Source organism: Cupriavidus sp. FW305-F7 (assembly GCF_058782875.1).
Genome location: NZ_JBYSYC010000005.1, coordinates 104,252 through 127,823, shown reverse-complemented (window position 1 = coordinate 127,823; position 23,572 = coordinate 104,252). Strand labels below are relative to the sequence as shown.

At 67.8% G+C, this 23,572-nt stretch carries 25 protein-coding genes and 1 pseudogene; 18 read left to right on the top strand and 8 right to left on the bottom strand.

The genetic code is table 11. The features are described from left to right. Positions 1-3: 3 nt before the first annotated feature. Positions 4-546, bottom strand: coding sequence for a MarR family winged helix-turn-helix transcriptional regulator (locus AC3WL8_RS06705; protein ID WP_153953490.1), 543 nt, complete (start codon positions 544-546; stop codon positions 4-6). Positions 547-641: 95 nt separating this feature from the next. On the opposite strand from AC3WL8_RS06705, the gene AC3WL8_RS06700 reads away from it, so the two are divergent. From AC3WL8_RS06700 to AC3WL8_RS06690, 3 genes are all read left to right on the top strand, one after another. Beyond that, positions 642-1,619 carry a Bug family tripartite tricarboxylate transporter substrate binding protein gene (locus tag AC3WL8_RS06700; RefSeq protein ID WP_211981600.1) on the top strand — a complete coding sequence of 326 codons (978 nt, stop codon included), beginning with the start codon at positions 642-644 and terminating at the stop codon, positions 1,617-1,619. A gap of 17 nt (positions 1,620-1,636) precedes the next feature. Beyond that, positions 1,637-3,205, top strand: a complete 1,569-nt coding sequence (locus AC3WL8_RS06695) for a sulfatase-like hydrolase/transferase (protein WP_153953489.1) — start codon at positions 1,637-1,639, stop codon at positions 3,203-3,205. A gap of 108 nt (positions 3,206-3,313) precedes the next feature. Continuing rightward, positions 3,314-3,841, top strand: coding sequence for a host attachment protein (locus AC3WL8_RS06690; protein WP_013953182.1), 528 nt, complete (start codon positions 3,314-3,316; stop codon positions 3,839-3,841). Between the two features lie 51 nt (positions 3,842-3,892). Here the strand turns inward: AC3WL8_RS06690 and AC3WL8_RS06685 are convergent, their stop codons facing one another. Both AC3WL8_RS06685 and AC3WL8_RS06680 read right to left on the bottom strand, forming a co-directional pair. Further along, positions 3,893-4,153, bottom strand: a complete 261-nt coding sequence (locus tag AC3WL8_RS06685; protein WP_013953183.1) for a hypothetical protein — start codon at positions 4,151-4,153, stop codon at positions 3,893-3,895. A gap of 271 nt (positions 4,154-4,424) precedes the next feature. Next, on the bottom strand, positions 4,425-5,135 hold the full coding sequence (locus tag AC3WL8_RS06680; RefSeq protein ID WP_013953184.1) for a GntR family transcriptional regulator: 711 nt from the start codon (positions 5,133-5,135) through the stop codon (positions 4,425-4,427). 175 nt (positions 5,136-5,310) lie between these two features. Between AC3WL8_RS06680 and AC3WL8_RS06675 the strand changes: the two genes are divergently transcribed. The 8 genes and pseudogenes from AC3WL8_RS06675 (at position 5,311) to gabD (ending at position 11,810) form a co-directional block, all read left to right on the top strand. Then, complete coding sequence (locus tag AC3WL8_RS06675; RefSeq protein ID WP_148271665.1) at positions 5,311-5,550, top strand: NAD(P)-binding protein; 240 nt, start codon at positions 5,311-5,313, stop codon at positions 5,548-5,550. After that, positions 5,532-5,822, top strand: a pseudogene (locus AC3WL8_RS06670) (GMC oxidoreductase); the annotation flags it as partial. The gene AC3WL8_RS06675 and the pseudogene AC3WL8_RS06670, both read left to right, overlap by 19 nt. A gap of 48 nt (positions 5,823-5,870) precedes the next feature. After that, the gene (locus AC3WL8_RS06665) at positions 5,871-6,782 is read left to right on the top strand and encodes a TauD/TfdA dioxygenase family protein (RefSeq protein ID WP_492378031.1); all 912 of its coding nucleotides are present in this window, start codon (positions 5,871-5,873) and stop codon (positions 6,780-6,782) included. Between the two features lie 34 nt (positions 6,783-6,816). After that, positions 6,817-8,238, top strand: coding sequence for an aldehyde dehydrogenase family protein (locus AC3WL8_RS06660; protein WP_492378030.1), 1,422 nt, complete (start codon positions 6,817-6,819; stop codon positions 8,236-8,238). 308 nt (positions 8,239-8,546) lie between these two features. Further along, positions 8,547-9,653, top strand: a complete 1,107-nt coding sequence (locus AC3WL8_RS06655; RefSeq protein WP_228772336.1) for an AI-2E family transporter — start codon at positions 8,547-8,549, stop codon at positions 9,651-9,653. A gap of 109 nt (positions 9,654-9,762) precedes the next feature. Continuing rightward, a complete protein-coding gene (locus AC3WL8_RS06650; protein ID WP_041228903.1) occupies positions 9,763-9,978 on the top strand; it encodes a hypothetical protein in 216 nt (71 codons plus the stop codon). Positions 9,979-10,070: 92 nt separating this feature from the next. Continuing rightward, positions 10,071-10,289 (top strand): DUF3079 domain-containing protein, encoded by a 219-nt coding sequence (locus AC3WL8_RS06645; protein WP_013953188.1) that lies wholly within the window; start codon positions 10,071-10,073, stop codon positions 10,287-10,289. 72 nt (positions 10,290-10,361) lie between these two features. Next, positions 10,362-11,810, top strand: coding sequence for an NADP-dependent succinate-semialdehyde dehydrogenase (gene gabD, locus AC3WL8_RS06640; protein WP_153953486.1), 1,449 nt, complete (start codon positions 10,362-10,364; stop codon positions 11,808-11,810). Between the two features lie 101 nt (positions 11,811-11,911). Here gabD and AC3WL8_RS06635 read toward each other — a convergent pair whose 3' ends face one another. Further along, positions 11,912-12,574 carry a hypothetical protein gene (locus tag AC3WL8_RS06635; RefSeq protein ID WP_492378029.1) on the bottom strand — a complete coding sequence of 221 codons (663 nt, stop codon included), beginning with the start codon at positions 12,572-12,574 and terminating at the stop codon, positions 11,912-11,914. 111 nt (positions 12,575-12,685) lie between these two features. Beyond that, a complete protein-coding gene (locus AC3WL8_RS06630; RefSeq protein ID WP_249221295.1) occupies positions 12,686-12,838 on the bottom strand; it encodes a flagellar transcriptional regulator FlhD in 153 nt (50 codons plus the stop codon). Between the two features lie 378 nt (positions 12,839-13,216). On the opposite strand from AC3WL8_RS06630, the gene AC3WL8_RS06625 reads away from it, so the two are divergent. Together AC3WL8_RS06625 and AC3WL8_RS06620 are read left to right on the top strand one after the other, a co-directional pair. Next, the gene (locus AC3WL8_RS06625; RefSeq protein ID WP_153953485.1) at positions 13,217-15,214 is read left to right on the top strand and encodes a PAS domain-containing hybrid sensor histidine kinase/response regulator; all 1,998 of its coding nucleotides are present in this window, start codon (positions 13,217-13,219) and stop codon (positions 15,212-15,214) included. 109 nt (positions 15,215-15,323) lie between these two features. Next, positions 15,324-16,304 (top strand): Bug family tripartite tricarboxylate transporter substrate binding protein, encoded by a 981-nt coding sequence (locus AC3WL8_RS06620; RefSeq protein WP_013953193.1) that lies wholly within the window; start codon positions 15,324-15,326, stop codon positions 16,302-16,304. A gap of 10 nt (positions 16,305-16,314) precedes the next feature. Here AC3WL8_RS06620 and AC3WL8_RS06615 read toward each other — a convergent pair whose 3' ends face one another. Together AC3WL8_RS06615 and AC3WL8_RS06610 are read right to left on the bottom strand one after the other, a co-directional pair. Then, positions 16,315-17,145, bottom strand: coding sequence for an IclR family transcriptional regulator (locus AC3WL8_RS06615; RefSeq protein WP_013953194.1), 831 nt, complete (start codon positions 17,143-17,145; stop codon positions 16,315-16,317). After that, entirely contained in the window at positions 17,142-17,969 is an 828-nt protein-coding gene (locus AC3WL8_RS06610; RefSeq protein ID WP_013953195.1) for an IclR family transcriptional regulator, read from the bottom strand. Before AC3WL8_RS06610 ends, AC3WL8_RS06615 begins: the two co-directional genes overlap by 4 nt. A 318-nt stretch (positions 17,970-18,287) precedes the next feature. Between AC3WL8_RS06610 and AC3WL8_RS06605 the strand changes: the two genes are divergently transcribed. The 4 genes from AC3WL8_RS06605 to AC3WL8_RS06590 all read left to right on the top strand — a co-directional run bounded on the left by AC3WL8_RS06605 (position 18,288) and on the right by AC3WL8_RS06590 (position 22,777). Next, positions 18,288-19,247: an MBL fold metallo-hydrolase gene (locus tag AC3WL8_RS06605; protein ID WP_013953196.1), complete on the top strand. Its 960-nt coding sequence runs from the start codon at positions 18,288-18,290 to the stop codon at positions 19,245-19,247. A gap of 49 nt (positions 19,248-19,296) precedes the next feature. Continuing rightward, positions 19,297-21,021: an FAD-dependent oxidoreductase gene (locus tag AC3WL8_RS06600; protein ID WP_211981618.1), complete on the top strand. Its 1,725-nt coding sequence runs from the start codon at positions 19,297-19,299 to the stop codon at positions 21,019-21,021. Between the two features lie 31 nt (positions 21,022-21,052). Further along, positions 21,053-21,277, top strand: coding sequence for a DUF2783 domain-containing protein (locus tag AC3WL8_RS06595; protein WP_013953198.1), 225 nt, complete (start codon positions 21,053-21,055; stop codon positions 21,275-21,277). 141 nt (positions 21,278-21,418) lie between these two features. Continuing rightward, positions 21,419-22,777 (top strand): MFS transporter, encoded by a 1,359-nt coding sequence (locus tag AC3WL8_RS06590; protein WP_492378028.1) that lies wholly within the window; start codon positions 21,419-21,421, stop codon positions 22,775-22,777. Positions 22,778-22,832: 55 nt separating this feature from the next. On the opposite strand, the gene AC3WL8_RS06585 is transcribed toward AC3WL8_RS06590, so the two are convergent. Beyond that, entirely contained in the window at positions 22,833-23,141 is a 309-nt protein-coding gene (locus AC3WL8_RS06585; RefSeq protein ID WP_010814535.1) for a hypothetical protein, read from the bottom strand. Positions 23,142-23,314: 173 nt separating this feature from the next. Here AC3WL8_RS06585 and AC3WL8_RS06580 point away from each other — a divergent pair, with 173 nt between their 5' ends. Beyond that, complete coding sequence (locus AC3WL8_RS06580) at positions 23,315-23,536, top strand: DUF2188 domain-containing protein (RefSeq protein WP_010814536.1); 222 nt, start codon at positions 23,315-23,317, stop codon at positions 23,534-23,536. The last annotated feature ends 36 nt before the right edge of the window (positions 23,537-23,572 follow it).

Sequence of the window (23,572 nt, the reverse complement as noted above, 5' to 3'; positions counted from 1 at the left end):
TGCCTATGCCCGCCAGACCTGCAGCAGATCCCACGCCGGCTCTTCCCCTTCCGGCTGTGGCAACGCTTGCGCCTCCGCCAGCATCGCACCGGCCTGCGCCTGCAGCTTGTCCAGGCAGCGCGACAGCACGCGCGCCTCTTCCGCCGTCAGGCAGCCAGCCAGCCGCGTATTGAAGTCCCGCGCCTGCACGAACGCTGCACGGTAGACGGCTTCGCCTTGCTCGGTCAGCGTGAAGGCTGCTGCGCGCCGGTCCTGGGTACGCGTTTCGCGGCGGACCAAGCCGCGTTCCACCAGGACGTGGACGGCGCGGCTGGCCAGCACCTTGTCCAGGCCGGCGCTTTCGGCCAGTTCGGTCAGCCGGGTGCCGGGCTGCTCGCCAAGGAAAGAAATCATGCGCCATTCGCGCCGCGTGACGCCCGCCCTGGCGCGCAGGTGCAGCGCCGCGGCGCCCAGCGCGACGCGGTTCAGGTGGTAGACCCGGTAGTTGATGAAATCTACCAGCCGCTGCGGCCGCTGCAGGCGGTTGCCGCTGTTGTCGTGTGCCATGCCACACCTGCCAATTAGTTGACTTTGTCAATTATATCGACGGGTGTTAGCTTGCATCGACGCCGCTTGCCGGCGGACAACAAACTGGAGACATCGTGAGCCCTCGCACCTTCCTTCCCCGATTCGCCGCGTGCCTGCTGGCCGTTGCCGCGGCATGGTCCGCACCCGCCAGCGCCCAATCGGACCGTCCGCTGCGCATCCTGGTGGGCTACCCGGCCGGCGGCACTGCCGACCTCGCCGCACGCCTGGTCGGCGACAAGCTGCGCGAGACCCTGAACCAGACCGTGGTCATCGAGAACAAGCCCGGGGCCGGCGGGCGGCTGGTGATGGACTACGCGCGCACGCAGCCGGCCGATGGCAATACCCTAGTGGTGGCCAACTCGGCGGTCATGACGATTGCGCCGCTGGTCTACCGCAAGCTCAACTACGATATCCAGCGCGATTTCACGCCGGTGGCGCAGGCCGCCAACTTCCAGCTGGCGCTCGCCACCGGGCCGGCCAGCCCGGCGCGCACGCTGAAGGACTATGTGGCATGGCTCAAGGCCGGCCCGCAGAACAACTCCTACGCCTCGCCGGCGCTGGGCAGCATCCCGCATTTCTTCGGGCTGATGATCGGCAAGCAGGTTGGCATCGACATGCTGCACGTCCCCTTCAACGGCTCGGCGCCGCTGATGAGCGCGCTGGTCGGCGGGCAGGTGCCGGCTTCGGTCGACACCCTTGCTGACCTGACCGAAATGCACCGCGCCGGCAAGATCCGCGTGCTGGCGACTTCCGGCACCCACCGCTCGGTGGCGCTGCCCGATGTGCCGACTTTCACCGAGCTTGGCTACAAGGGCATCGAAGGTGAAGGCCGTTACGGCCTGCTGGCACCCGCGGGCACGCCGCGCCCGGTGCTCGACAAGCTCAACGCCGCCATCGTCAAGGCCGTGCAGTCGCCGGACGTGCGCGAGAAGTTCCTCAAGCTGGGGCTGGAACCCGCAACCGGCCCGGCCGACGCCTTTGCCGGCGTGCTCAAGGCTGACGCCGGCAAGTGGGCACCGGTGGTAAAGGCATCCGGCTATACCGGCGACTGAAGCGCGGCAAACCGATCATGACCATCCGCAATACCCTCTTCATCATGTGCGACCAGCTCCGGCGCGACCACCTGGGTTGCTACGGGCATCCGGCGCTGCGCACGCGCAATATCGATGCGCTGGCCGCGCGCGGCGTTCGATTCGACCGTGCCTTCGTCACTTCCGGGGTCTGCGGCCCGAGCCGCATGAGCTTCTATACCGGCCGCCATGTCAGCAGCCACGGCGCAACCTGGAACCGCGTGCCGCTGTCGGTCGGCGAAGTCACGCTGGGCGAATACCTGAAGCACAGCGGCCGCGCGCTGGCGCTGGCGGGCAAGACCCATATGATGCCGGACAACGCCAACCTGAAGCGGCTGCACCTGGATGGCGGCACCGAGCTGGAAACGCTGCTGCGCAGCGGCCACTTCACCGAAGTCGACCGCCATGACGGCCACCACGCCGAGCCGCACAGCGCCTACGCCGACTGGCTGCGCCAGCAAGGCTACGATAGCGCGGATCCGTGGACCGACTACGTGATCAGCGCCGAGAACGAACGCGGCGAGATCGTCTCCGGCTGGCACATGCGCAACGCCGGCCTGCCCGCGCGCGTGGCCGAGCCGCATTCCGAGACCGCGTACACGGTGGACCAGGCGATGCAGTACATCGCCACGCGCGGCGATGATCCATGGGTGCTGCACCTGTCGCTGGTGAAGCCACACTGGCCCTACCTGGCGCCCGCGCCCTACCACGCCGCGTATTCGCTCGACGACTGCCTGCCGCTGCAGCGCCACGAGGCCGAGCTGGAAGACCCGCACCCGGTGCTGTCGGCCTACCGCACTCAGGAAGAATGCGCCAACTTCATGCGCCAGGAAGTGTCGGACACGGTGCGCCCCGCCTACCAGGGCCTGATCCAGCAGATCGACGACCGGCTCGGCCAGCTATGGGAGCAACTCGAACGCCTGGGCCGCTGGCAGGACACGCTGATCGTCTTCACCGCCGACCATGGCGATTTCCTGGGCGACCACTGGCTGGGCGAGAAGGAGCAGTTCTATGACACCGTGCAGAACATCCCGCTGATCGTCTACGATCCCTCGCCGCAGGCGGATGCCGCGCGCGGCACCGCGCAGGCCAGCATGGTCAGCGCGGTCGACGTGGTGCCTACGGTGCTGGAGGCACTAGGCCTGCCGCCGGCCGACCACCGCATCGAGGGCCGCTCGTTGCTGGACCTGACGCGCGCGGGCGAGCGTGCCGATGCCGGTAGCTGGCGCGATTTCGTCGTATCCGAACTGGACTACGCCTATCGCGGCGCTCGCGTGGCGCTGGGCCGCCATCCTGGCGAGTGCCGCGCCTGGATGGTGCGCGACGCGCGCTGGAAATATGTGCACTGGCAAGGGTTCCGGCCACAGCTGTTCGACCTGCAGAACGATCCGCAGGAATATTTCGACCTGGGCAGCGACCCCGGCCACGAAGCCGTGCGCAGCGCCATGCGCTTGCGGCTGCTGGAGTGGTTCTGCACGCTCAAGCCGCGCGTGACGGTGACCAACGAAGAGGTGGCGGCCAAGACCAATGTGTACAAGCAGGCGGGCGTGTTCTTTGGCGTGTGGTGACTACGCGCCGCGCCACCTGCGGTCCGGCGACGTGCCCCTGCCCGGATGGCGTATCCTTTGAAGCGAGGGATGGGGGGGCCGTTGTTCGGACCGGCAACCGGAGCGATCATGAAAATCACCTGGATCCTTGTGGCGGACGAATCCCTCGCCCGCATCTTTGCCTCGCACGCCTCAACCGCGCCAATGGCACTGGTTGAGGAAATCACTGACGCTGCAGCACATGGCGACCGCGCGGACCTGCGCCGCGACGCCTACGGCCGGCGCGGCCACGCCGCGGTACAGGGCGACGCCGGGCATCCCGGTGCCCACCAGGCCGGGCCGTCCACCGTCACATCCTCGGCCGGCGAGGATGAACTGCACCAGGAAGCACAGCTGTTTGCCCGTCGCGTGGCGGACTATCTTGCCGATGCGCGCAACAAGCAGCGCTTTGACTCCCTGGCGCTGATCGCGGCGCCGCGCTTCCTGGGCCTGCTGCGCAAAGCCCTTCCCGCCGGCGTCACGGACGTCGTCACGAAGGAAATTGGCAAGGACTTCACCCACGTGCCCAACAACGACCTGCAACAACGGCTGGCCGACGAAAACATCATTCCCGCGCGCCGCGATGCGCGCGTCATTACCGGCCGGGACCGGTCGTGAAGCCTCGCAGCCGCCGGTGCCAGGCCACTGGCGGCTGCGTCGGCGTCGGCGTCAGCGGGCCGTGCCCGAACCGCTGGCTGCACCGCTGCTGCCGCTGGATGTGCCGCTCGGGCTGGTCGTACTGGTCGCGCCGGACGTGCCGGTAGAAGTGCTGGAGCCAGGCGTGCCGTAGCCGCTGCGGCTGCGGTTCTGTTCCGTGACCGAGCCCGAGCCGGACAGCGAGCCGGAACCGGTGGTGCTGCCGGTGGCGGTGCAACCCGCCAGGATGCCAAGTGCGAGCAGGGCAGTGCCGATGCCTAGGGTTGTTTTCATGTCTTCCTCCATCTAGCAGGTTGGCGGCAAGCCTTGCTGCACGGCGCAGGCTGCCGGCGAGCGCGCCGGAACGCAGCTCTGCAGCGGAAGACGCAACTGACGTACCAGTGGGGCTATGCGGCCATCGGCGCCGACTGTGTTAGCAACGCAGCGCCCGGCAATGCAGGAAAGTGACATGACTGCGACCCGGCCGCAGTAATAAGTGCGCGCCGCGGGTAAAAGTTACCGCGCCGGCGCAATTCAGTATCGCCTAAGATGCCAGGCATCTGCCCTATCGCGTCAGTGTCCACTTGTAGGCATAGCGGTCCGGACGGAACATCAGTTCGCCGCAGAACAACGGTGTGTCGTCGATGTCACGCGGCGTGCTGCGCAGGCGCAGCAGCGGTTCGCCCTCGGCAACACCGAGCCGGCGCGCCACGTCCGCGGGCGCGGCAACGGCGGTGGCTTCCATCGCCACTTCCTTGAACCGGTATCCCAGCCGGCTTTCAAACAGCGACATGGCGTCGTTGGTTTCCAGGTCCTCCTGCACCAGGCGGCGCATCAGCGGCTCAGGACCCATCAGGGTGAAATGCGCGACGGCCGCGTCGTCCCAGTACCGCACAGTGGCCACGCTCAGCACCTTCTCGCCCGGCTGCAGACGCAGCGCCGCGGCCACATGGGCCGGCGCGCGCACCAGCCGTACCGACACCAGCTTGCCGTAGGCAAGCTGGCCACGGGCGCGTCCGGTTTCATAGAAGCCGGTCAGCGCGCCAAGGCTGGGCGTGTCTGAGGGACGGGTCACGAAACTGCCCTTGCCGTTGACCTTCTCGATCAGGCCGGCGTTGTGCAGCCCGGACAAGGCCTGGCGCACGGTGATCCGGCTGACCGCGAATTCCGTCACCAGCTCCGCCTCGGAAGGCAGCTTGGCACCGGGCGCCCATGTGTTGCTGGCAATCCGCTGGCGAATCTCGTTTTCGATCTCTTTGAACCTGGGCAGCGCCACATGTGTTCCGCCCTGGGCGGCTCCAAATTCTGGGTGGAACGGATTATACCTATCATGACAGGCCGCGGCGCGACCCTATTGACCTGTCATAACAGGTAATGGCAGTATCACCCATCGGCAATTGCGTGCGTCCCCAGGAAAGCACCGCCACAAGGCCGCTCAGGAGACACAGAAATTGAAACCCAACGCATTGCAAAGCACCGCCAGCCCCGCGGCCGAATTCGACGACATCGTGATCGGCGCCGGGTCTGCCGGGTGCGCCGTTGCTGGGCTCCTGGCCGAGGACACGGACGCAACGGTGGCGCTGCTCGAGGCCGGGCCGCAACTACGCCTACTAACCGTACCGCAACCGGGCCTGAACGGCCGCCGCTCCTACCAGCCGCGCGGTCGCGGCCTGGCGGAAGAGAAGTCCTGACCGACGCTTTCGGCCCCGACAGCAGCAATGAAGCCGCCATCCGCGACTTCGTGCGCGCGCATGCGGACACGGTCTACCACCCGGTCGGCACCTGCAAGATGGGCGTCGACAGCATGGCGGTGGTCGACCCGGATCTGCGCGTGCATGGCGTGGAGGGCCTGCGCGTCGCAGACGCATCGATCATGCCGACGCTGATCGGCGGCAACACCAACGCCCCCGCCGTCATGATCGGCGAAAAGGCGGCGGACCTGATCAAGGCCTCGCTCCGCTGAGCCGGCTATCCCCCTGCATTGGCAACCACAACACCGAGGAGACACCCCATGCAAGCCACTGCCGCAACCACCATCAGCCCGGAAGCCTACCGGGCGCTGGACAACGAAGCCTTTCCCTTTACCGTGCGCCGCTGCACGCCGACGATCGGCGCCGATGTCGAGGGCATCGATTTCCGCGAGCCGCTGGACGAGAAGAACTACCTCTCGCTGCGCCGCGCGCTGCTGAAGTACAAGGTGCTGTTCTTCCGCAAGCAAGCCATTACGCCCGCCCAGCACGTAGCCGTGGCGCGCCGATTCGGCGAGCTGGAAGTGCATCCCATGCTTACCAACCACCCGGAACATCCCGAACTGGTTGTATTCGGGCGCGATGGCAAGACGCGTGGCCGCGAGAACCTTTACCACTCGGACGTTACCTGGCGCGAGGTCCCGTCGATGGGTTCGATGCTGCGCTGCCTGGAATGCCCGGAAGTCGGCGGCGACACCATCTGGATAAACATGGCCGCCGCCTACGAGAACCTGCCTGAAGACATGAAAGCGCGCATCGCCAACCTGAAGGCCGTGCACGACGCGATGCCGACCTTCGGCTCGGCGCTGAACGAAGCGAAATATGCGGAGATGCGCGCCAAGTTTCCGCCGATGGTGCACCCGGTGGTACGCACGCACCCGGAAACCGGCGAGAAGATCCTGTTCGTCAACGAAGCCTTCACCACGCATTTCGCCAACTTCGCCAAGGAACAGCCGTATCGCATCGGTTCTGACTACCGGCCCGCGGAGCTGGACATGATGCAGTACCTGTACCGCCAGGCCGCCGCGCCGGAGTACCAGGTGCGCCTGCGCTGGCAACCCGACACCATCGCGCTCTGGGACAACCGCTCGACGCAACATTACGCGGTGCAGGACTACTTCCCGGCCGTGCGCCATATGAACCGCGCCACCATCATTGGCGACCGTCCGGTCTGACCGTATCCACCCACAAACATCCGAGGCAACCGGCATGAACGTCATCGACAAGTTCTATATCAACGGCAAGTGGGTGCAGCCCGCAGCGGGCGCGACCCAGGCCGACATCATCGACCCGACCACCGAAGCGGTCGCCGGCAAGCTCGCCATGGGCACCGCGGCAGACGTGGACCACGCCGTGGCCGCAGCGCGCGCGGCCTTCCCGGCGTGGTCGGTGTCCACGCGTGAAACGCGCATCGCCCTGCTCGAACGCATCATCGCCGCCTACCAGGCGCGCACGGGCGACCTGGCGCAGGCGGTGCGCCAGGAGATCGGCGCACCGATCACGCTGGCCACCAACCTGCAGGCCGCGATCGGCCTGGCACAGTTGCAGGCAACGCTGCAGGCGCTGCGCGACTTCGAGTTCGAAACCACGCGCGGCATGAGCTGCATCCGGCGCGAGGCCATCGGCGTGGCGGCGCTGATCACGCCGTGGAACTGGCCGCTGAACCAGATCGCGGCCAAGGTGGCGCCGGCGCTGGCGGCGGGCTGCACCGTGGTGCTCAAGCCATCCGAGATTGCGCCGCTGGACGCCCGGATCTTCGCTGAGATCATGGATGCCGCGGATACGCCGCCGGGCGTCTTCAACATGATCTATGGCGAGGGCCGCGCGGTGGGCACCGCGCTGTCGTCGCATCGCGATGTCGACATGGTCTCCATCACCGGCTCGACCCGCGCCGGCGTGGAAGTGGCCATCAGCGCCGCGGCCACGGTCAAGCGCGTGGCGCAAGAACTGGGCGGCAAGTCGCCGATGATCATCCTGGACGATGCCGACCTGCAGGCAGCGGTGACCAGCGGCGTGGCGCAGTGCATGGCCAACACCGGACAGACCTGCATCGCGCCGACGCGCATGCTGGTGCCGCGCTCGCGCTATGAACAGTCCGTGCAGATCGCCGCCGCCCTGGCCAACGCGGTCAAGGTAGGTGACCCGTCCGACCCCGAAACCAAGATGGGCCCGATCTCCAACCGCGGCCAGTACGACAAGGTGCAGCGCCTGATCGGAGTGGGCATCGAGGAAGGCGCGCGCGTGGCCGCAGGCGGCCCCGGCCGCCCCGACGGGCTGGAACGCGGCTTCTATGCGCGCCCGACCATCTTTGCCGACGTGCGCAATGACATGACCATCGCACGCGAAGAGATCTTCGGGCCGGTGATGTGCCTGCTGCCGTACGACACCGAAGACGAGGCCGTGGCCATCGCCAATGACACCGAGTTCGGCCTGGCCGCCTACATCGCGTCGTCCGACCCGGCGCGCGCGCGCAGGCTGGCCGCCCGCCTGCGCGCCGGCAGCGTGCGCATCAACGGCGCGACGATGGACCTCACCGCACCGTTCGGCGGCTACAAGACGTCCGGCAACGGGCGTGAATACGGCCCCGAAGGCATTGCCGAGTTCCTTGAAACCAAGACGGTGACTGGCTGAGCCTGCACGCTCCCAGCCTACAGTCTCCGGACCGCCCGGTCGTGCGGCGACACGCTGCCGGCCGGCGGTGTCGCTTGTAAGGCACCTCACTACCGCGCTTGTCTGACATGCGCAGGCGGCGGCGTCCGACAGCCGCCGCTTGCCGGCCAGCTATCTTCATAGCAGCGCCAGGCCTTTTGCCGGGGCGCCCGGCCATGTCGACCATCCCCGATTCCGCGGCTCCTTCGCTGCCCCCTGCCCCGCCCGTTCCGTTGCCCGCCGACGGTACCCCGCGTGCTGGCGCCGACGCGCCTGGCACCGTGGCTGCAATGCCTGACACTGTCGTGCCAGGTGACGCCGTCACCGCCTCGCTGCAGCGCGCCAGCATCGCGCTGGTGGTGCTGGCCACGCTCTTTTCGCTGTACGCCGTGCATATCGCACGCGACTTTCTCATTCCGGTCGTGCTGGCGATCGTTCTGGCCTACCTGCTGGACCCGCTGGTGTGCGCGTTGCAGCGGCTGGGCCTGCCGCGCGCGCTGGCAGGCACCGTGGTGCTGCTGGCCGTGCTGGGCGTCCTGCTAAGCGGCGCCTACCTGTTGCAGGGGCAAGTGGAATCGATCGTCAACAGCCTGCCCGATACGGCCAGAAAGCTGTCGCGCTCGGTGGGCGCGCTGATGAGCGGCGACGATTCCATGTGGCAGAAGGTACGCCGCGCCGCCACCATCCTCAGCGGTACCGGCCAGCCCCCGCCCGCGCGCGGCACGCAGGTGGTGGTGGAGCAAACGCCCGCCCAGGTCCACAACATGCTGCTGGCCGGCTCGGTCAGCATCTTCACCATGGCCGGACAGGCGGTGGTGGTGGTCTTCCTGCTGTACTTCCTGCTGCTAGCCGGCGATACCTTCAAGCGCAAGTTCATCAAAATGGCCGGGACCACCATTTCCGAGAAGAAGATCAGCGTGCATATGCTGGACGAGGTCAACCTCGCCATCCGCCGCTATATGGGCATGTTGCTGGTGACCAATGCGGCTCTGGGCGCCTGTACCTGGCTGCTATTGAAGTGGCTCGGCGTGCACAACGCCGGCAGTTGGGCGATTGCGGCTGCGGCGCTGCACTTGGTGCCCTACTTCGGCGCCATGGCGATCGCGATCTGCCTGGGAGTGGTGACGCTCATGCAGTTCGGCACGCTCGGCATGGCGGCCGCGGCGGCGGTCGGATCGCTGCTGATCGCCACGCTGATCGGGTCGGTCGTCACCACCTGGATGACCGGCCGCATGGCGCGGATGAACGCGGTGGCCGTATTTGTTGCACTGCTCCTGTTCACCTGGCTCTGGGGCGCGTGGGGCATGTTGCTCGCCATCCCGCTGATCACAATCGCCAAGGTGGTTGCCGATCACATTGAAGGACTAGAAGTGGTGGCAGAGTTCCTTGGTGAATAGCCGTTACGCCGCCGCCCAACGGCACTATCGTTCCGCCGCTATACTGGAAAAGCGAATGCTGCACCACAGCATTCTTGCTACGCCGGGGATAGTGCGGAGGAAAACAATGATGTCTTTATGCGACCTGTGCGAGTCGCAGCTGGACCGGCCTGGCCACGTGCCACCGCATCCCAGGCTGGTGAAGTCGGCGACCTTGCGCACCGCCAGTGGCCAGAATGCGTTTGTGTACCGTTGCGAGCACTGCGGCCAGACCCTGCTGCTGGCCTCGCCCGATGGCGAGGCGCCCGACCGCTGGACCCGGCTGGATGCCGACGGATGGAACTGAGCGGGATAGCCCCCGGCCTGACTTGCGCTCGCGCAAGTCAACGGCTTGCGTATGTGGACATAATTCCCCCAGCAGTTTCCCAACCTCAAGCCATGGCCAAGAAATTTCCCCTGCATCCCCGCCACCCCGAGCGCATCTGCTGGGGCTGCGACAAGTACTGCTCCGTAGACGACATGGGCTGCGGCAACGGCTCCAGCCGCACGCAGCACCCCATTGAACTGCTCGGCGACGACTGGCTTGAATGCGGCGACTGGGGTATCGAGGCACCGTCCGCGGCCTCACCTGCCGGCCCGCCCAAGACTTCCACCTAGTCAGCCGGACTACAATCGTTGTCTCAGGCATCCACAAGACGCCCGGCATCGCCGGCATCCAACGAGACAACCATGCTGAACCTCCAGGACTCCTCTCTGCTGCGGCAGCAGTGCTATATCGACGGCCGCTGGGTCGACGGCGAGCGCCGCATCGACGTCACCAACCCAGCCACCGGCGAGCGCGTGGGACAGGTCCCGCAACTGGGCGCCGAGGAAACCCGCCAGGCCATCGAGGCTGCCAACCGCGCGCTGCCGGCCTGGCGCGCCCGCACCGCCAAGGAGCGCTCGGCGCTGCTGCGCAAATGGTTCGAACTGATCATGGCCAGCCAGGAAGACCTGGCGCGCATCATGACCGCCGAACAGGGCAAGCCGATCGCCGAAGCGCGTGGCGAAATCGCCTACGCGGCCTCGTTTATCGAATGGTTTGCCGAGGAAGGCAAGCGCGTCTATGGCGACACCATTCCGGCGCCGGTCAGCAACCAGCGCATTGTCGTGACCAAGGAACCGGTGGGGGTATGCGCGGCCATCACGCCGTGGAATTTTCCCGCTGCCATGATCACGCGCAAGGCCGGCCCGGCCCTGGCGGTGGGTTGCACCATGGTGCTCAAGCCGGCATCGCAAACCCCGCTGACAGCGCTGGCGCTGGTGGCCCTGGCCGAGCGCGCGGGCATCCCGGCCGGGGTGCTGTCGGTGGTGACCGGCTCGGCCGGCGCCATCGGCGGCGAGATGAGCAGCAACCCGCTGGTGCGCAAGCTCACCTTCACCGGGTCGACCGAGGTTGGCCGCATGCTGATGGCCCAGACCGCGTCGACGATCAAGAAGGTGTCGATGGAACTGGGCGGCAATGCGCCCTTTATCGTGTTCGACGATGCCGACCTGGACGCGGCGGTGGAAGGCGCGATCGTGTCCAAGTACCGCAATGCCGGCCAGACCTGCGTCTGCGCCAACCGCATCTACGTGCAGGCGGGCGTGTATGAGGCGTTTGCGCAGAAGCTGGTGGCGGCAGTGGCGGCCCTGAAGGTCGGCAACGGCATGGACGATGGCGTGCGCATCGGCCCGCTGATCGACGACAAGGCCGTGGCCAAGGTGGAAGAGCATATCGCCGACGCGCTCGGCAAGGGCGCGCGCCTGCTGCAGGGCGGCCAGCGCCATGCGCTGGGGCATTCTTTCTTCCAGCCGACCGTACTGGCCGACGTCGGCCCCGGCATGCTGGTCGCGCGCGAGGAAACCTTCGGCCCGCTGGCGCCGCTGTTCCGCTTCGAAACCGAGGATGATGTCGTCGCCATGGCCAACGACACCGAGTTCGGCCTGGCCAGCTACTTCTATGCCCGCGACCTGGGCCGCGTCTGGCGCGTCTCCGAACGCCTGGAATACGGCATGGTGGGCGTCAATACCGGCCTGATCTCCAACGAGGTGGCACCGTTCGGCGGCGTCAAGCAGTCTGGCGTGGGCCGCGAGGGCTCGCACTACGGCATCGAGGATTATCTGGTCATCAAGTACACCTGCATGGCCGGTATCTGACCTGGCCGCGCCTTAGAACCTCTTAGCACGCCGTGTCCGCGCACACGGCGCGCCGGGGCTCGGGGCACCTCCGGCAGGTGTCGCGAAAGCACGCGATCCGGTCATGGACACGCTGCATCTGCTCCAGCTGGTAGCTGGCGCGCAGCGCTGTAGCAGGTGCCGAACTCATACAGGGCGCCATCCGCCGTGCGAGACAGTCCTTCCAATGCCTGCGCCAGCTCCCGCCCTTCCACGCTGCGGTGGCGGCGCAGGCGCCAGGACAGAGGCTCCTGGCCCTGCGCAAGCAGGCTCTGCTCAAGATAGCCAAGCTGCTCGGCAACGGCCTGCGCGCCATGCAGCGCCGACAGGTAGGCACACACCACCGCGAGCCGCTGGTTCATCTCACCGCCCCGGCCCAGCAGTTCGCGCGCACAGGTACGCAGGGTATCCGCGTCGAACGATTTGCCTTCGTCGGCGGCCTCCTGCGCATAGTCGGCCAGCGGCAGCACCGTGACTGCCAGCCCTGGCGGCAGCACGCTGGTGAAACGGCTGGCGATGGCGTGCTGCAACGTGCTGTCCAGTTCGCAGCAGGTCGGCACAGCGGCATCGACATAGAATTCCAGCGCCGGCAGCCGCCCGTGGCCCATCGACACCACGGCACGCGCAGGCGGGTGCCCGGCCATCGCAAGCACCTCGAGGCCGGCCTCGACACAGCGCTGCTCATCGGGCTCCGCCCCCAGTGCCTGGACAATATCCTGCATCTGCAGCGTGCCCGTGATTTCCATGCGGGTAGCCCCGGGCAGGTGGTCCCCCTGCGGCCGGGGTCGGTCGCCATTCGCTTCCATTCGACTTGCGTCATCGCATTGCCCGTCATACAGCCTCCGATTTTGGTTCCACTACCCGCGCTGCGCGGCCATCACGATGGCCGCGTGCATGTTCTGCAGGGCATGCAATGGTTCGGCGCCGGTCAGCGCGGCCAGCAGCATGCTGTCTTCCAGCCGGAAACGGCACAGCACCAGGTACAGGCACTGGCCTTTGCGCAGGCGCACCGTGCGCTAGATGCCCTGGGCGCCGCCCGGCAGCCCCCGTGCGCCTCCCAGGCAGAAGCGGGCCAGATGGCAACCTGCGCTGCACGGCATGCCGTCGCACGGCAGGTGGCATTCGTCTAACTGTGTCATTGGCGCCCCTGGACGGAAGACCCGAAAGCCCTTGTGCCACCATTCTATGGAGCCAGCTTCTGCGGGCAATCCGCACATTCTGATTTGCCGTACGGAAGCTTCCGATCCTGAGCCGCGCCCGGGGCGCCTCCTGCCGCACCGGCATCCCGGCGATTCGCCCTGCTAGGCTGCGGGCGGGGGTATCCTTGCTGCAATACCAGGACCGGATGCGCTGGCGGCCACGCCGGCAGGACGCGTTCAGGACATGCCATGACAAGACACCCCGACGAGCCGCAGCAACCTGCCGGAAGCGCACCTCGCCCCGACGCTGGCGAGCCATCGGGCGGGCGTTCGCACGACATCCGGGCCGACCTGCTGCCGGATGTGCCTTACCAGACCCTGGTGGACTCCGTTCAGGACTACGCCATCTTCACGCTTGACGTCGGCGGCCATGTCTCCAGCTGGAACAAGGGCGCGGCGCGCATCAAGGGCTATGCCCGCGAGGAGATCCTGGGCAAGCACTTCTCGCAGTTCTACACGCCGGATGCGATCGCCCGGAACTGGCCGCAAGCCGAGCTGAAGGCCGCGGCCGAACTGGGCCGGTTCGAGGACGAGGGGTGGCGCGTGCGCAAGGACGGCAGCCGCTTCTGGGCCAACGTCGTCATCACCGCCCTGAAGGACGCCGAGGGCCGGCTGATCGGCTTCGCCAAGGTCACGCGGGACATGACCGAGCGGCGCCGTGCCGCCGAGGCCCTGCGCCAGAGCGAAGAGACCCTGCGGCTGCTGGTGGAGGGGGTCAAGGATTACGCCATCTTCATGCTCGATCCCGACGGCCATATCGTCAGCTGGAATTCCGGTGCTTCTTATATCAAGGGCTACCGCCGCGACGAGATCATCGGCCGTCATTTCTCGGTGTTCTATCCGCAGGAGGATGTCGCCGCCGGCAAGCCGTCACGGCACCTGGCGCTGGCGCGGCGGGTCGGGCGCGTGGAGGACGAAGGCTGGCGCGTGCGCAAGGATGGCTCGCTGTTCTGGGCCAATGTCACCCTGACAGCGGTTTACGACGAGTCACGCACGCTGCGCGGCTTTGCCAAGGTGACGCGGGACATGAGCGAGCGCCGCCGCCGCGAAGAGCTGGAACGCTCCAGCCAGCGCATGAATGAGTTCCTTGCCACGCTTTCGCACGAACTGCGCAATCCGCTGGCGCCGGTGCACAGCGCGCTGGCGGCGATGCGGCTGGCGCCGCAGGACGCGGCGCTGGCAAACCGGAGCCTGGCCATGATCGAGCGCCAGGTGACCCACCTGAGCCGGTTGGTGGACGACCTGCTCGACATCGGGCGCATCACCTCCGGCCGGATCGAGCTGCGCATGGAGCCGGTCGAGTTCAACGAGATCATCGCGCTGGGCATCGAGGCAGCGCGGCCAGCGCTGGATGCCAAGTTGCAGTGCGTCGACGTGCAGACCCATGCCGGCTCGATCCCGATGCACGCCGACAAGACGCGGCTGGTGCAGGTCATGCAGAACCTGGTGCTCAATGCGTCGAAGTTCTCGCCGCCCGGGTCGTCGGTGACGATCGCCACCACGATCCAGAACCGCACACTGCAGGTCCAGGTGAAGGACCAGGGCCGCGGCATCGGGCCACACGCCATCGACGACATCTTCAACCTGTTCATGCAGGAAAGCCGCCCGGGCGCCGACGTGCAGGGAGGGCTGGGCATCGGCCTGTCGCTGTGCCGGTCGCTGGTAGAGCTGCACGGCGGCACCATCGATGCCGCCAGTGCCGGGCCGGGACAAGGCAGCACCTTCACGCTGCGCCTGCCGCTGCCGGCCTCGCGCAAGGAAGACGCCCGCCCGGGCGCAGCACTGCCGGCCCAGGCTCCGGTTGCGCCCGAGCTGCAGGCGCAGCGCATCCTGCTGGTCGACGACAACCGCGACGCCGCCGACAGCCTGGCCATGCTGCTGGAACTGTGCGGCCACGAGGTGACCATTGCCTATGACGGCGCCGAGGCCCTGCACGTGGCGCCGCGCTGCCGCCCGCATATCGCGCTGATCGACCTGGCCATGCCCGGCATGGACGGCTTCGAGGTGGTGCGCGCCATGCGCGGCCTGGCCGGCACCGAGCTGACCCGCTTCGTGGCGCTGACCGGCTTCGGCCAGCCGGCGGACCGGCAGCAGACCGAGGCAGCCGGCTTCGACGCGCACCTGGTCAAGCCGGTGGAGCTGGAAACGCTGTTCGGCACCATCGCCCGGCTGCGCCAGCCGGAGTGACCCGCTCCGGCAGCGAACCCGACCTTCGCCAATCCCAAACACGCGCCTGCCGGCACTGCGACACACTGACGGCCATTCCATCGCACCAGATCACAGAAAGGAGACAGCGATGCAAGGTTGGATCAGGCGTGCAGCCGCGGGGCTGGTATTTGCGTTCACGGCCACGGCCGCCGGTACCGCGCTGGCGGACTATCCCGACAAGCCAGTGCGGCTGGTGGTGCCCTTCCCGCCGGGCGGCGCCACCGACCTGCTGGCGCGCGAGATCGGCAACGCGCTGTCGGCGCGGCTGCACCAGCCGGTGGTGATCGACAACCGGCCCGGCGCCGGCGGCAACCTGGCGGCCATTGCGGTGGCGCGGGCCCCGGCCGACGGCTATACGCTGCTGTTCGGCACCTTTGGCTCGCTGGCGGTCAACAAGAGCCTCTATGACAAACCTGGCTACGATCCGCTGAAGGATTTCGCACCGGTGGCTTCGGTCGCCTACCTGCCCAACGTGCTGGTGGTGCATCCCAGCGTGCCGGCGCGCACTGTGCAGGAGCTGCTGGCGCTGGCACGCAAGGAGCCGGGCAAGCTGACCTACGGCTCGTTCGGCAACGGCTCGTCGTCGCACCTGGCGGGCGAGCTGTTCACCCACCTGGCGGGTGTCAATATCACGCACATTCCTTACAAGGGCAGCGCCGCGTCGATGACCGACCTGATCGGCGGGCGCATTACCATGATGTTCGACAGCGTCTCGACCGCGCTGCCGTATATCCGCGACAACCGCGTGCGCGCGCTGGCGGTGACCACGCAGAAGCCCTCTGACCAGCTCCCCGGCGTGCCCACGCTGGCCGCCGCCGGCGTGCCCGGGTACGAGCTGACCGCGTGGTTTGGCGTGGTCGCGCCGGCCGGCACGCCCAAAGCCGTGATCGACCGCCTCAACGGCGAGATCGTGGCGGCGCTGAAGCAGCCGGACCTGGCCGCCAGGCTCGCCAGCCAGGGCACCGTGCCCTTCCCCGCCACGCCGGCGCAGTTCGGCAGCTATATCCGCGCGCAGTACGAGAAGTGGGACAGCCTGATCAAGTCGGCCAATATCAAGCTGGACAACTGATGGCCTGAGTTCAGGCCGTGTCCGGCGCGCCGAAGCGCCACGACAGCCGCCGCGCCGCCTGCCCCACCAGCGCGGCAGTGGCGCCTTCGGTGCGGCTGTCAAAGCTGCCGCTCGACCCCATCACGGCAATCACCAGCGCCAGGCTGCCGGTGTGATCGAACACCGGCGCCGCCAGCGTGTCGATGCCCGGCACCGGGTGGCTCAGCGCATTGTCGAGCCGGGCCGCGCGCACCTGTGCCAGGCGCCCGGCGTAGGCCGGTGCCAGCTTGCCGCCGGGTTCAAGCACTTCCGCCGCGGCGGCGCCGGCCATGCGCAATTCGTCCTTTTCCAGCAGGCCCGCCAGCACGTTGGCTGGCAGGTATGCCGCGGCGGTGCGGCCGATCGCGGTATGGACCAGCGACAGCACCGTGCCCACCCGCAGGCTCACGTGCTGCGGCCGCGCCGATTCCTCCAGCCGGACCACCGTGGGCCCCAGCGGCCCCAGCACCGCCATGGCCACGCTCAGGCCCGTGGCGCCGGCCAGCTCGACCACCTCCGGTTCCGCCTCGCGCGTCGGCGACAGCCGCTGCAGCGCGATCAGTCCCAGCTCCAGCGCCAGCGGTCCGCACAGGTAGTTGCCCGCGGCGTCGCGCGCCAGCAGGCCGGTCTTCTGCAGGCTGACCAGGTGCGGGAACGCCTTGGCCGGCGGCATGCCCGCGGCCAGCGCCAGGTCGCGCAGCGCCAGCGGCCGGCCGGCAGCCACCAGCGCTGCCAGCAGCTGGCCGGTGCTGTCCAGCGACTGGATGCCGCGCTGCGGCTTGCTGCCTTCCAGGTCTTGTTGGGCTTCTGTCGCGCGGGTCATGCCGTGCGCTCCTGTTCATCGCGCAGCGCGGCGCCGATGTCCGTCGCCGCGGCCAGCAGGGCCTGCGCTGCCGCGCCGCGCCAGTCCACGTCGATGGCACCGGTCGATCCCACCAGCGTCAGCACCAGTCGCAGCACGCCAGCGGCGTCGAGCACCGGCACGCTGAGGCTGCTGACGGCCGGGCTGGGCGTGTCGATGCTGCGCTCGATGCCGCGCTCTCGGATCTCTCCCAGGCTGGCGCTGAAGGCGGCCAGGTCGGACCCGGTCGCGCCCGGCTGCTGCGCGCGCCACAGCGGCTGCCACAGTGCCGGCGGCTGGAAGGCACAGAACACGCGCCCGGTGGCCGTGGCGGCCAGTGCCATCACCGTGCCCACGTGCAGGTTGACATGCAGCGGCGCGCTGGCCGGCACATAGCGCACGATGGTCGGGCCCTGCGGCCCGGCAATACTGATTGCCACGCTGAAGCCAGACGCCTGCGCCAGCGCATCCACCCGGGGCTGCGCGGCGCGCCAGGCGGCGTCCTGCTCCAGGTGCAGCATGCCCAGCTGCAGCGACAGCGGACCGGGCTCGTAGCGGCCGGAGAGGTGGTCGCGCTTGATCAGGCCGAGGCGCGTCAGGCTGACCAGGTAGGCATGCGCCTGGGCCGGCGCCAGCTGCGCCGCCTCGGCCAGCGCGGCCAGCGGCATTGGCGCGCGCGCGGCGGCCAGCGCCGCCAGCAGGCGCCCGCCCACCTCCACGCTCTGGATGCCGCGCTGCGCCTTGTCTGCGCGCGCAGCGGGCTCGCCCGCCTGCGTTCCTGCTTCCCCAGCCTTGCGCCTGGCCATTGCCATCCTGTGTGATCGGAAAACCCGGATATTAATCGAACGCCTCCCCTTGCCGCGCACACAGGGGTTTACCCGCATGACTCTGACCTGCTTCCGATGGCGCTCGCGGCACGTCCAAATAATTTGTCATAGGCTAATCATTTAGCTATTGATTAATTTTCCAACGTTTCCTAAGATGGCACTACCCCGTCCGAACACGGCGACCCACGTCGTGAGACATCCATAGAAACGGGGGCGAGACAGCCCGCGCTGCCAGCGCAACGCAGCCACGTGCCCCGACCGGTGCCGTCTCGCCTCCCCACACAAAGGAAAGACGCCATGTCCAAGGCATTCGCATCGCAGGCCGACCTGGAAGCCAAGCAGGTCACATTCACCCAGCTGTCAGAGAACGCCTGGGCCTACACCGCCGAAGGCGATCCCAATTCGGGCGTGGTCATTGGCGACGACGGCGTGCTGATCGTCGACACCACCGCCACGCCGGCCATGGCGCAGGACCTGATCGCCCGCATCCGCACCATCACCGACAAGCCCATCAAGTACGTGGTGCTGTCGCACTACCACGCGGTGCGCGTGCTGGGCGCGTCGGCCTACTTTGCCGAGGGCGCGCAGCAGGTCATCGCCAGCCGCGGCACCTACGAGATGATCGTCGAGCGCGGCGAGGCCGACATGAAGTCCGAGATCGAACGCTTCCCGCGCCTGTTCGCCGGCGTCGAAACCGTGCCCGGCCTGACCTGGCCGACGCTGGTGTTCGAGAAGGAAATCACGCTGTTCCTGGGCAAGCTGGAAGTGCGCATCGCCCACCTGGGCTCGGGCCATACCAAAGGCGATACCGTGGTCTGGCTGCCGCAGCAGAAGGTGCTGTTCTCCGGCGACCTGGTCGAATACGACGCTGCCTGCTACTGCGGCGACGCCCAGCTGGAAGACTGGCCGGCCACGCTGGACGCGCTGCAGGCACTCAAGCCAGAAAAGCTGGTGCCTGGCCGCGGCCCCGCGCTGACCACGCCGGAGGAAGTGAAGAAGGGCATCGCCTACACCAAGGACTTCGTCACCACGCTGTTCCAGGCCGGCAAGGAAGCCGTGGCCGAGAAGCTCGACCTGAAGGCCGCGATGGCGCACACCCGGCGCGCGATGGACCCCAAGTTTGGCCAGGTCTTTATCTACGAGCACTGCCTGCCCTTCGACGTCTCGCGCGCCTATGACGAGGCCAGCGGTGTCCGCCACCCGCGCATCTGGACCGCCCAGCGCGACCAGGAAATGTGGGCCGCACTGCAGGACTGACCTCCAAAAAGAATAAGTCGGGCAACAAGCTATGGATGGAGACACAGGCATGAGCAGCATCGATTACCAGCGGCTGTCGTTCGAGTACCAGCCCTGCGCCGAGCAACAGAAAGGGGCCGATCCGGCCATCCACCCGGTCGTCGTGGTCGGCGCCGGGCCGATCGGCCTGGCCACCGCCATCGACCTGGCACAGCGCGGCGTGCGCGTGGTGCTGGTGGATGACGACTGCACGCTGTCCACCGGTTCGCGCGCAATCTGTTTTTCCAAGCGCACGCTGGACATCTTCGACCGGCTGGGCTGCGGCGAGCGCATGGTCGACAAGGGCGTGCGCTGGCACGTCGGCAAGGTGTTCCTGCGCGACCAGCAGGTCTACAGCTTCGACCTGCTGCCCGAGAGCGGCCACCGCCGCCCGGCCTTCATCAACCTGCAGCAGTACTACGTCGAAGGCTACCTGCTGGAGCGCGCGCAGGCGCTGCCCAATATCGAGATCCGCTGGCGCAACAAGGTGGTCGGGCTGGAGCAGCGCGGCACGCCAGAGGCCGGCGTGGTGCTGACCATCGAGACGCCTGAAGGCTGCTACCCGCTGGCGGCGCGCTACGTGGTGGCCGCCGACGGTTCGCGCAGCCCGATGCGCAAGCTGCTGGGCCTGGACAGCAAGGGCCGCACCTTCCACGACCGCTTCCTGATTGCCGACGTGAAGATGGAAGCGGATTTCCCGAGCGAGCGCTGGTTCTGGTTCGACCCGCCCTTCCACCCCAACCAGTCGGTGCTGCTGCACCGCCAGCCGGACAACGTCTGGCGCATCGACTTCCAGCTCGGCTGGGACGCCGACCCGGTGCTGGAGAAAACACCTGAGCGCGTGATCCCGCGGGTGCAGGCGCTGCTGGGCAAGGACGTGAAGTTCGAGCTGGAATGGGTCAGCGTCTATACCTTCTCCTGCCTGCGCATGGACAGCTTCCGCCACGGCAACATCCTGTTCGCCGGCGATGCCGCGCATGGCGTGTCGCCGTTCGGCGCGCGTGGCGCCAACAGCGGCATCCAGGACGCCGAGAACCTGGCCTGGAAGCTGGCCTATGTGCTGCAGGGCCATGCCTGCGACAAGCTGCTGGACACCTACGCCAGCGAGCGCGAATACGCCGCCGACGAGAACCTGCGCAACTCCACCCGTTCCACCGACTTCATCACGCCCAAGAGCGCGGTCAGCCGCGTGTTCCGCGATGCGGTGCTGACGCTGTCCAGGCGCCATGCGTTTGCGCGCACCCTGGTCAACAGCGGGCGGCTGTCGGTGCCCGCGGTGCTGCAGGACTCGCCGCTGAACACCGCTGACGACGCCCAGGGCTATGCCTGCAAGCTGGTGCCCGGCACGGTCTGCTGCGACGCGCCCGTATCCGGCGCGCAGGGCGCGGGCTGGCTGCTGTCGCACCTGGGCGGGGACTTCACGGTGCTGCTGTTCGGCAACCCTGACGCCATCGACGCGGGCACGCTCGCCGACCTCGCCGCGCTGAAAGACAGCGGCGTGCCGCTGCAGCTGGTCTACGTGACCGACGCCGCGCAGCCGGCGGTGACCTGCACCAATGCCACCGTGCTGCGCGACGACAAGGGCCTGGCCGCCGCGCGCTACGGTGCCACGCCCGGCACCTGCTACCTGATCCGCCCGGACCAGCATGTCTGCGCCCGCTGGCACCGCCCCGACCCGGCCGCGATCCGCGCCGCGCTGGCGCGCGCCACCGGCGCCGACCTGCGCGCCCCGCAGCCCGGCCGCATGGCCGCCTGAGACCGGCCAGACCTGCACCGCGGAGACTCCGATGCCCAATACGCTCAACACCCAACCCAACCTGGCGCGGCCCGACGACTTCTACGAAGCGCTGATCGAGATGCACCGCGACCTCGACGAGGCGCAAAGCCAGGCCGCCAATGCGCAGCTGATCCTGCTGCTGGCCAACCATATCGGCGACCACGATGTGCTGCTGGCCGCCATGGCCGCCGCGCGCGAAGGCGTGACTGAAATGCCGGCCGCCACGCCCGCCTGACCTGATACAGGCGCGGCACCGCCGCGCCTGTCCTGTTCTTTTCCCAGCACCATCCCGGGCCAACGCGCGCAAGACGCTGCCCGCTGGCGGAACCCTCCGGCTGCCCGCCGCCGCAGCCACCACCGTACGGAGACAACGTTCATGAGCCATCCGGTCTCAGGGGATCTTTCGTCCCTATCCAGCCTGACGTCCCCCACCCTGCCCCCCGCCGCACTGGCTGCGCACGATGAAGATGCGCTCTACCGCAAGGTCTGGCTGCGCATCATCCCGTTCCTGTTCGTCTGCTACGTGGTGTCGTTCCTGGACCGCATCAACATCGGCTTCGCCCAGTTGCAGATGAAGCACGACCTGGGCTTCAGCGACGCCATGTACGGCCTGGGCGCCGCTGTCTTCTACGTCGGCTACGTGCTGTGCGAAGTGCCCAGCAACATGCTGCTGGCGCGCTTTGGCGCGCGGCGCACGTTCACGCGCATCATGGTGCTGTGGGGCCTGGCCTCGGTGGCGATGATGGCCGTCTCCACCCCAACGCAGTTCTATACGCTGCGCTTCCTGCTGGGCGTGTTCGAAGCCGGCTTCTTCCCCGGCATCGTGCTCTACCTGACCTACTGGTTCCCGGCGCGCCGCCGTGCCGCGGTGATGGCGATCTTCTTTGCCGGCGTGGCGGTGGCGGGTGTGCTGGGCGGGCTGGTGTCCGGCTGGATCATGCGCGACATGGCCGGCGTGCTCGGCCTGCAGGGCTGGAAGTGGATGTTTGCGATCGAGGGCGCGCCCGCAGTGCTGCTGGGCCTGGTGGCCGCGCGCTACCTGGTGGATGGCCCGCAGCAGGCCAGCTGGCTAACCGACGGCGAACGCGCCCACCTGGCGCGCGACACCGCCGCGCAGGCACATGCCGGCGGCCATTCGCTGCACGCGTTGCGGCAGGTGCTGAGCAACCCGCGCGTGTACCTGTTCGCCTTTATCTATTTTTCGCTGACCTGTGGTTCGCTGGCGCTGAGCTTCTGGATGCCGCTGATGATCCGCGACTTCGGCATCACCGACGTGATGTCGATCAGCCTGTATTCGGTAGTGCCCAATGCCGTGGGCGCGGTCGGCCTGATCCTGATCGCGCGCCATTCCGACCGCACCGGCGAGCGCCACCGCCACTTCCTGCTGTGCACGGCAGGCGGCGCGCTGGCCCTGGCGGCGCTGACGCTGCACCTGCCCAGCCTGGCGGTCATGCTGGCCATCCTGTCGGTGGCCGCGGTGCTGATCTTTGCCGCGCTGCCGGTGTTCTGGTCGCTGCCGCCCAGCTACCTGCCGGGCGCGGGCACGGCCGCCGGCATCGCCTTCATCAGCAGCATTGGCATCACCAGCGGCATCGTCAGCCCGTGGGTGATCGGACAGATCAAGACCCAGACCGGAAGCCTGGACAATGCCCTCTACCTGCTCGCGGCGCTGCTGCTTGCCAGCGGACTGGCCATGTGGCTGGGTGTGCCAAGGCAGCCCGCGCGGCCGGCCTGAACCGGGCCGCAGGCGTCTTCAAAACCGGAATGTCCGCACCCGCGGGGTGCGGCGTTCAGTGGGATCGGCCGCAGGGGATGACGGAGGCGATTTCCTCGCGCATCACCTCAACCACGTCGTCGATCTCCAGCCCTTCGGCCGTCACCAGCACGTCCTGTCCGCGGCCGATCGCGTAGACCACGCCGCGCCAGCGGCCGGGCTCGACGGCCTCGCACAGGCGGATATTGAATTCGGTGTCCTGATCCTGGCTATACACCGTCACCAGGTCGCCCACCTGGGGAGTGCGCACCGCTTCTCCGTCGAACGCCCGGGCCACCACGGTCACCGGCGACTGCGTCAGCCCCCTGGCAAATCTTGCACGCATGGTCCGCTCCTCTTTTTGCGATCCAAGTCCAGCTTACAAGAGGCCGCACAAATAACCAGGGATTTCCATCGAAAAGTGGAACCTGATGCCCTTTGCGGCTGTCAGACGGCGCCGGATAGACAGCGCGCACAGATGCGCCACAATGAAAGCACCGAGTGTCGAGGAGACCCAACATGGGCAGCAACATACACGTCGTGCCGCATGACGAAGGCTGGGATGTGATCCACGAGGGTGCGCGCTATGCGGAATCGCACCACGCCACCCAGGAAGAAGCCGTTGCGGCCGGTACCACGAAGGCGCAGAGCGAGCATGTCGAGCTGCTGATCCACGGCCGCGACGGCCAGATCCGCTCGCGCAGCAGCTTCGGCCACGATCCGCGCACCATTCCGGGCTGATCCCCGGCCACCCCGTCAGGCCCCGCAGAGGACTCC

Coding starts and splice junctions, on each gene's coding strand:
- AC3WL8_RS06705 (WP_153953490.1), bottom strand. CDS start 546: ATGGCACACGACAACAGCGGCAACCGCCTGCAGCGGCCGCAGCGGCTG.
- AC3WL8_RS06695 (WP_153953489.1), top strand. CDS start 1,637: ATGACCATCCGCAATACCCTCTTCATCATGTGCGACCAGCTCCGGCGC.
- AC3WL8_RS06690 (WP_013953182.1), top strand. CDS start 3,314: ATGAAAATCACCTGGATCCTTGTGGCGGACGAATCCCTCGCCCGCATC.
- AC3WL8_RS06685 (WP_013953183.1), bottom strand. CDS start 4,153: ATGAAAACAACCCTAGGCATCGGCACTGCCCTGCTCGCACTTGGCATC.
- AC3WL8_RS06665 (WP_492378031.1), top strand. CDS start 5,871: ATGCAAGCCACTGCCGCAACCACCATCAGCCCGGAAGCCTACCGGGCG.
- AC3WL8_RS06660 (WP_492378030.1), top strand. CDS start 6,817: ATGAACGTCATCGACAAGTTCTATATCAACGGCAAGTGGGTGCAGCCC.
- AC3WL8_RS06655 (WP_228772336.1), top strand. CDS start 8,547: ATGCCTGACACTGTCGTGCCAGGTGACGCCGTCACCGCCTCGCTGCAG.
- AC3WL8_RS06650 (WP_041228903.1), top strand. CDS start 9,763: ATGTCTTTATGCGACCTGTGCGAGTCGCAGCTGGACCGGCCTGGCCAC.
- AC3WL8_RS06645 (WP_013953188.1), top strand. CDS start 10,071: ATGGCCAAGAAATTTCCCCTGCATCCCCGCCACCCCGAGCGCATCTGC.
- gabD (WP_153953486.1), top strand. CDS start 10,362: ATGCTGAACCTCCAGGACTCCTCTCTGCTGCGGCAGCAGTGCTATATC.
- AC3WL8_RS06635 (WP_492378029.1), bottom strand. CDS start 12,574: ATGGAAATCACGGGCACGCTGCAGATGCAGGATATTGTCCAGGCACTG.
- AC3WL8_RS06625 (WP_153953485.1), top strand. CDS start 13,217: ATGACAAGACACCCCGACGAGCCGCAGCAACCTGCCGGAAGCGCACCT.
- AC3WL8_RS06620 (WP_013953193.1), top strand. CDS start 15,324: ATGCAAGGTTGGATCAGGCGTGCAGCCGCGGGGCTGGTATTTGCGTTC.
- AC3WL8_RS06615 (WP_013953194.1), bottom strand. CDS start 17,145: ATGACCCGCGCGACAGAAGCCCAACAAGACCTGGAAGGCAGCAAGCCG.
- AC3WL8_RS06610 (WP_013953195.1), bottom strand. CDS start 17,969: ATGGCCAGGCGCAAGGCTGGGGAAGCAGGAACGCAGGCGGGCGAGCCC.
- AC3WL8_RS06605 (WP_013953196.1), top strand. CDS start 18,288: ATGTCCAAGGCATTCGCATCGCAGGCCGACCTGGAAGCCAAGCAGGTC.
- AC3WL8_RS06600 (WP_211981618.1), top strand. CDS start 19,297: ATGAGCAGCATCGATTACCAGCGGCTGTCGTTCGAGTACCAGCCCTGC.
- AC3WL8_RS06595 (WP_013953198.1), top strand. CDS start 21,053: ATGCCCAATACGCTCAACACCCAACCCAACCTGGCGCGGCCCGACGAC.
- AC3WL8_RS06590 (WP_492378028.1), top strand. CDS start 21,419: ATGAGCCATCCGGTCTCAGGGGATCTTTCGTCCCTATCCAGCCTGACG.
- AC3WL8_RS06585 (WP_010814535.1), bottom strand. CDS start 23,141: ATGCGTGCAAGATTTGCCAGGGGGCTGACGCAGTCGCCGGTGACCGTG.
- AC3WL8_RS06580 (WP_010814536.1), top strand. CDS start 23,315: ATGGGCAGCAACATACACGTCGTGCCGCATGACGAAGGCTGGGATGTG.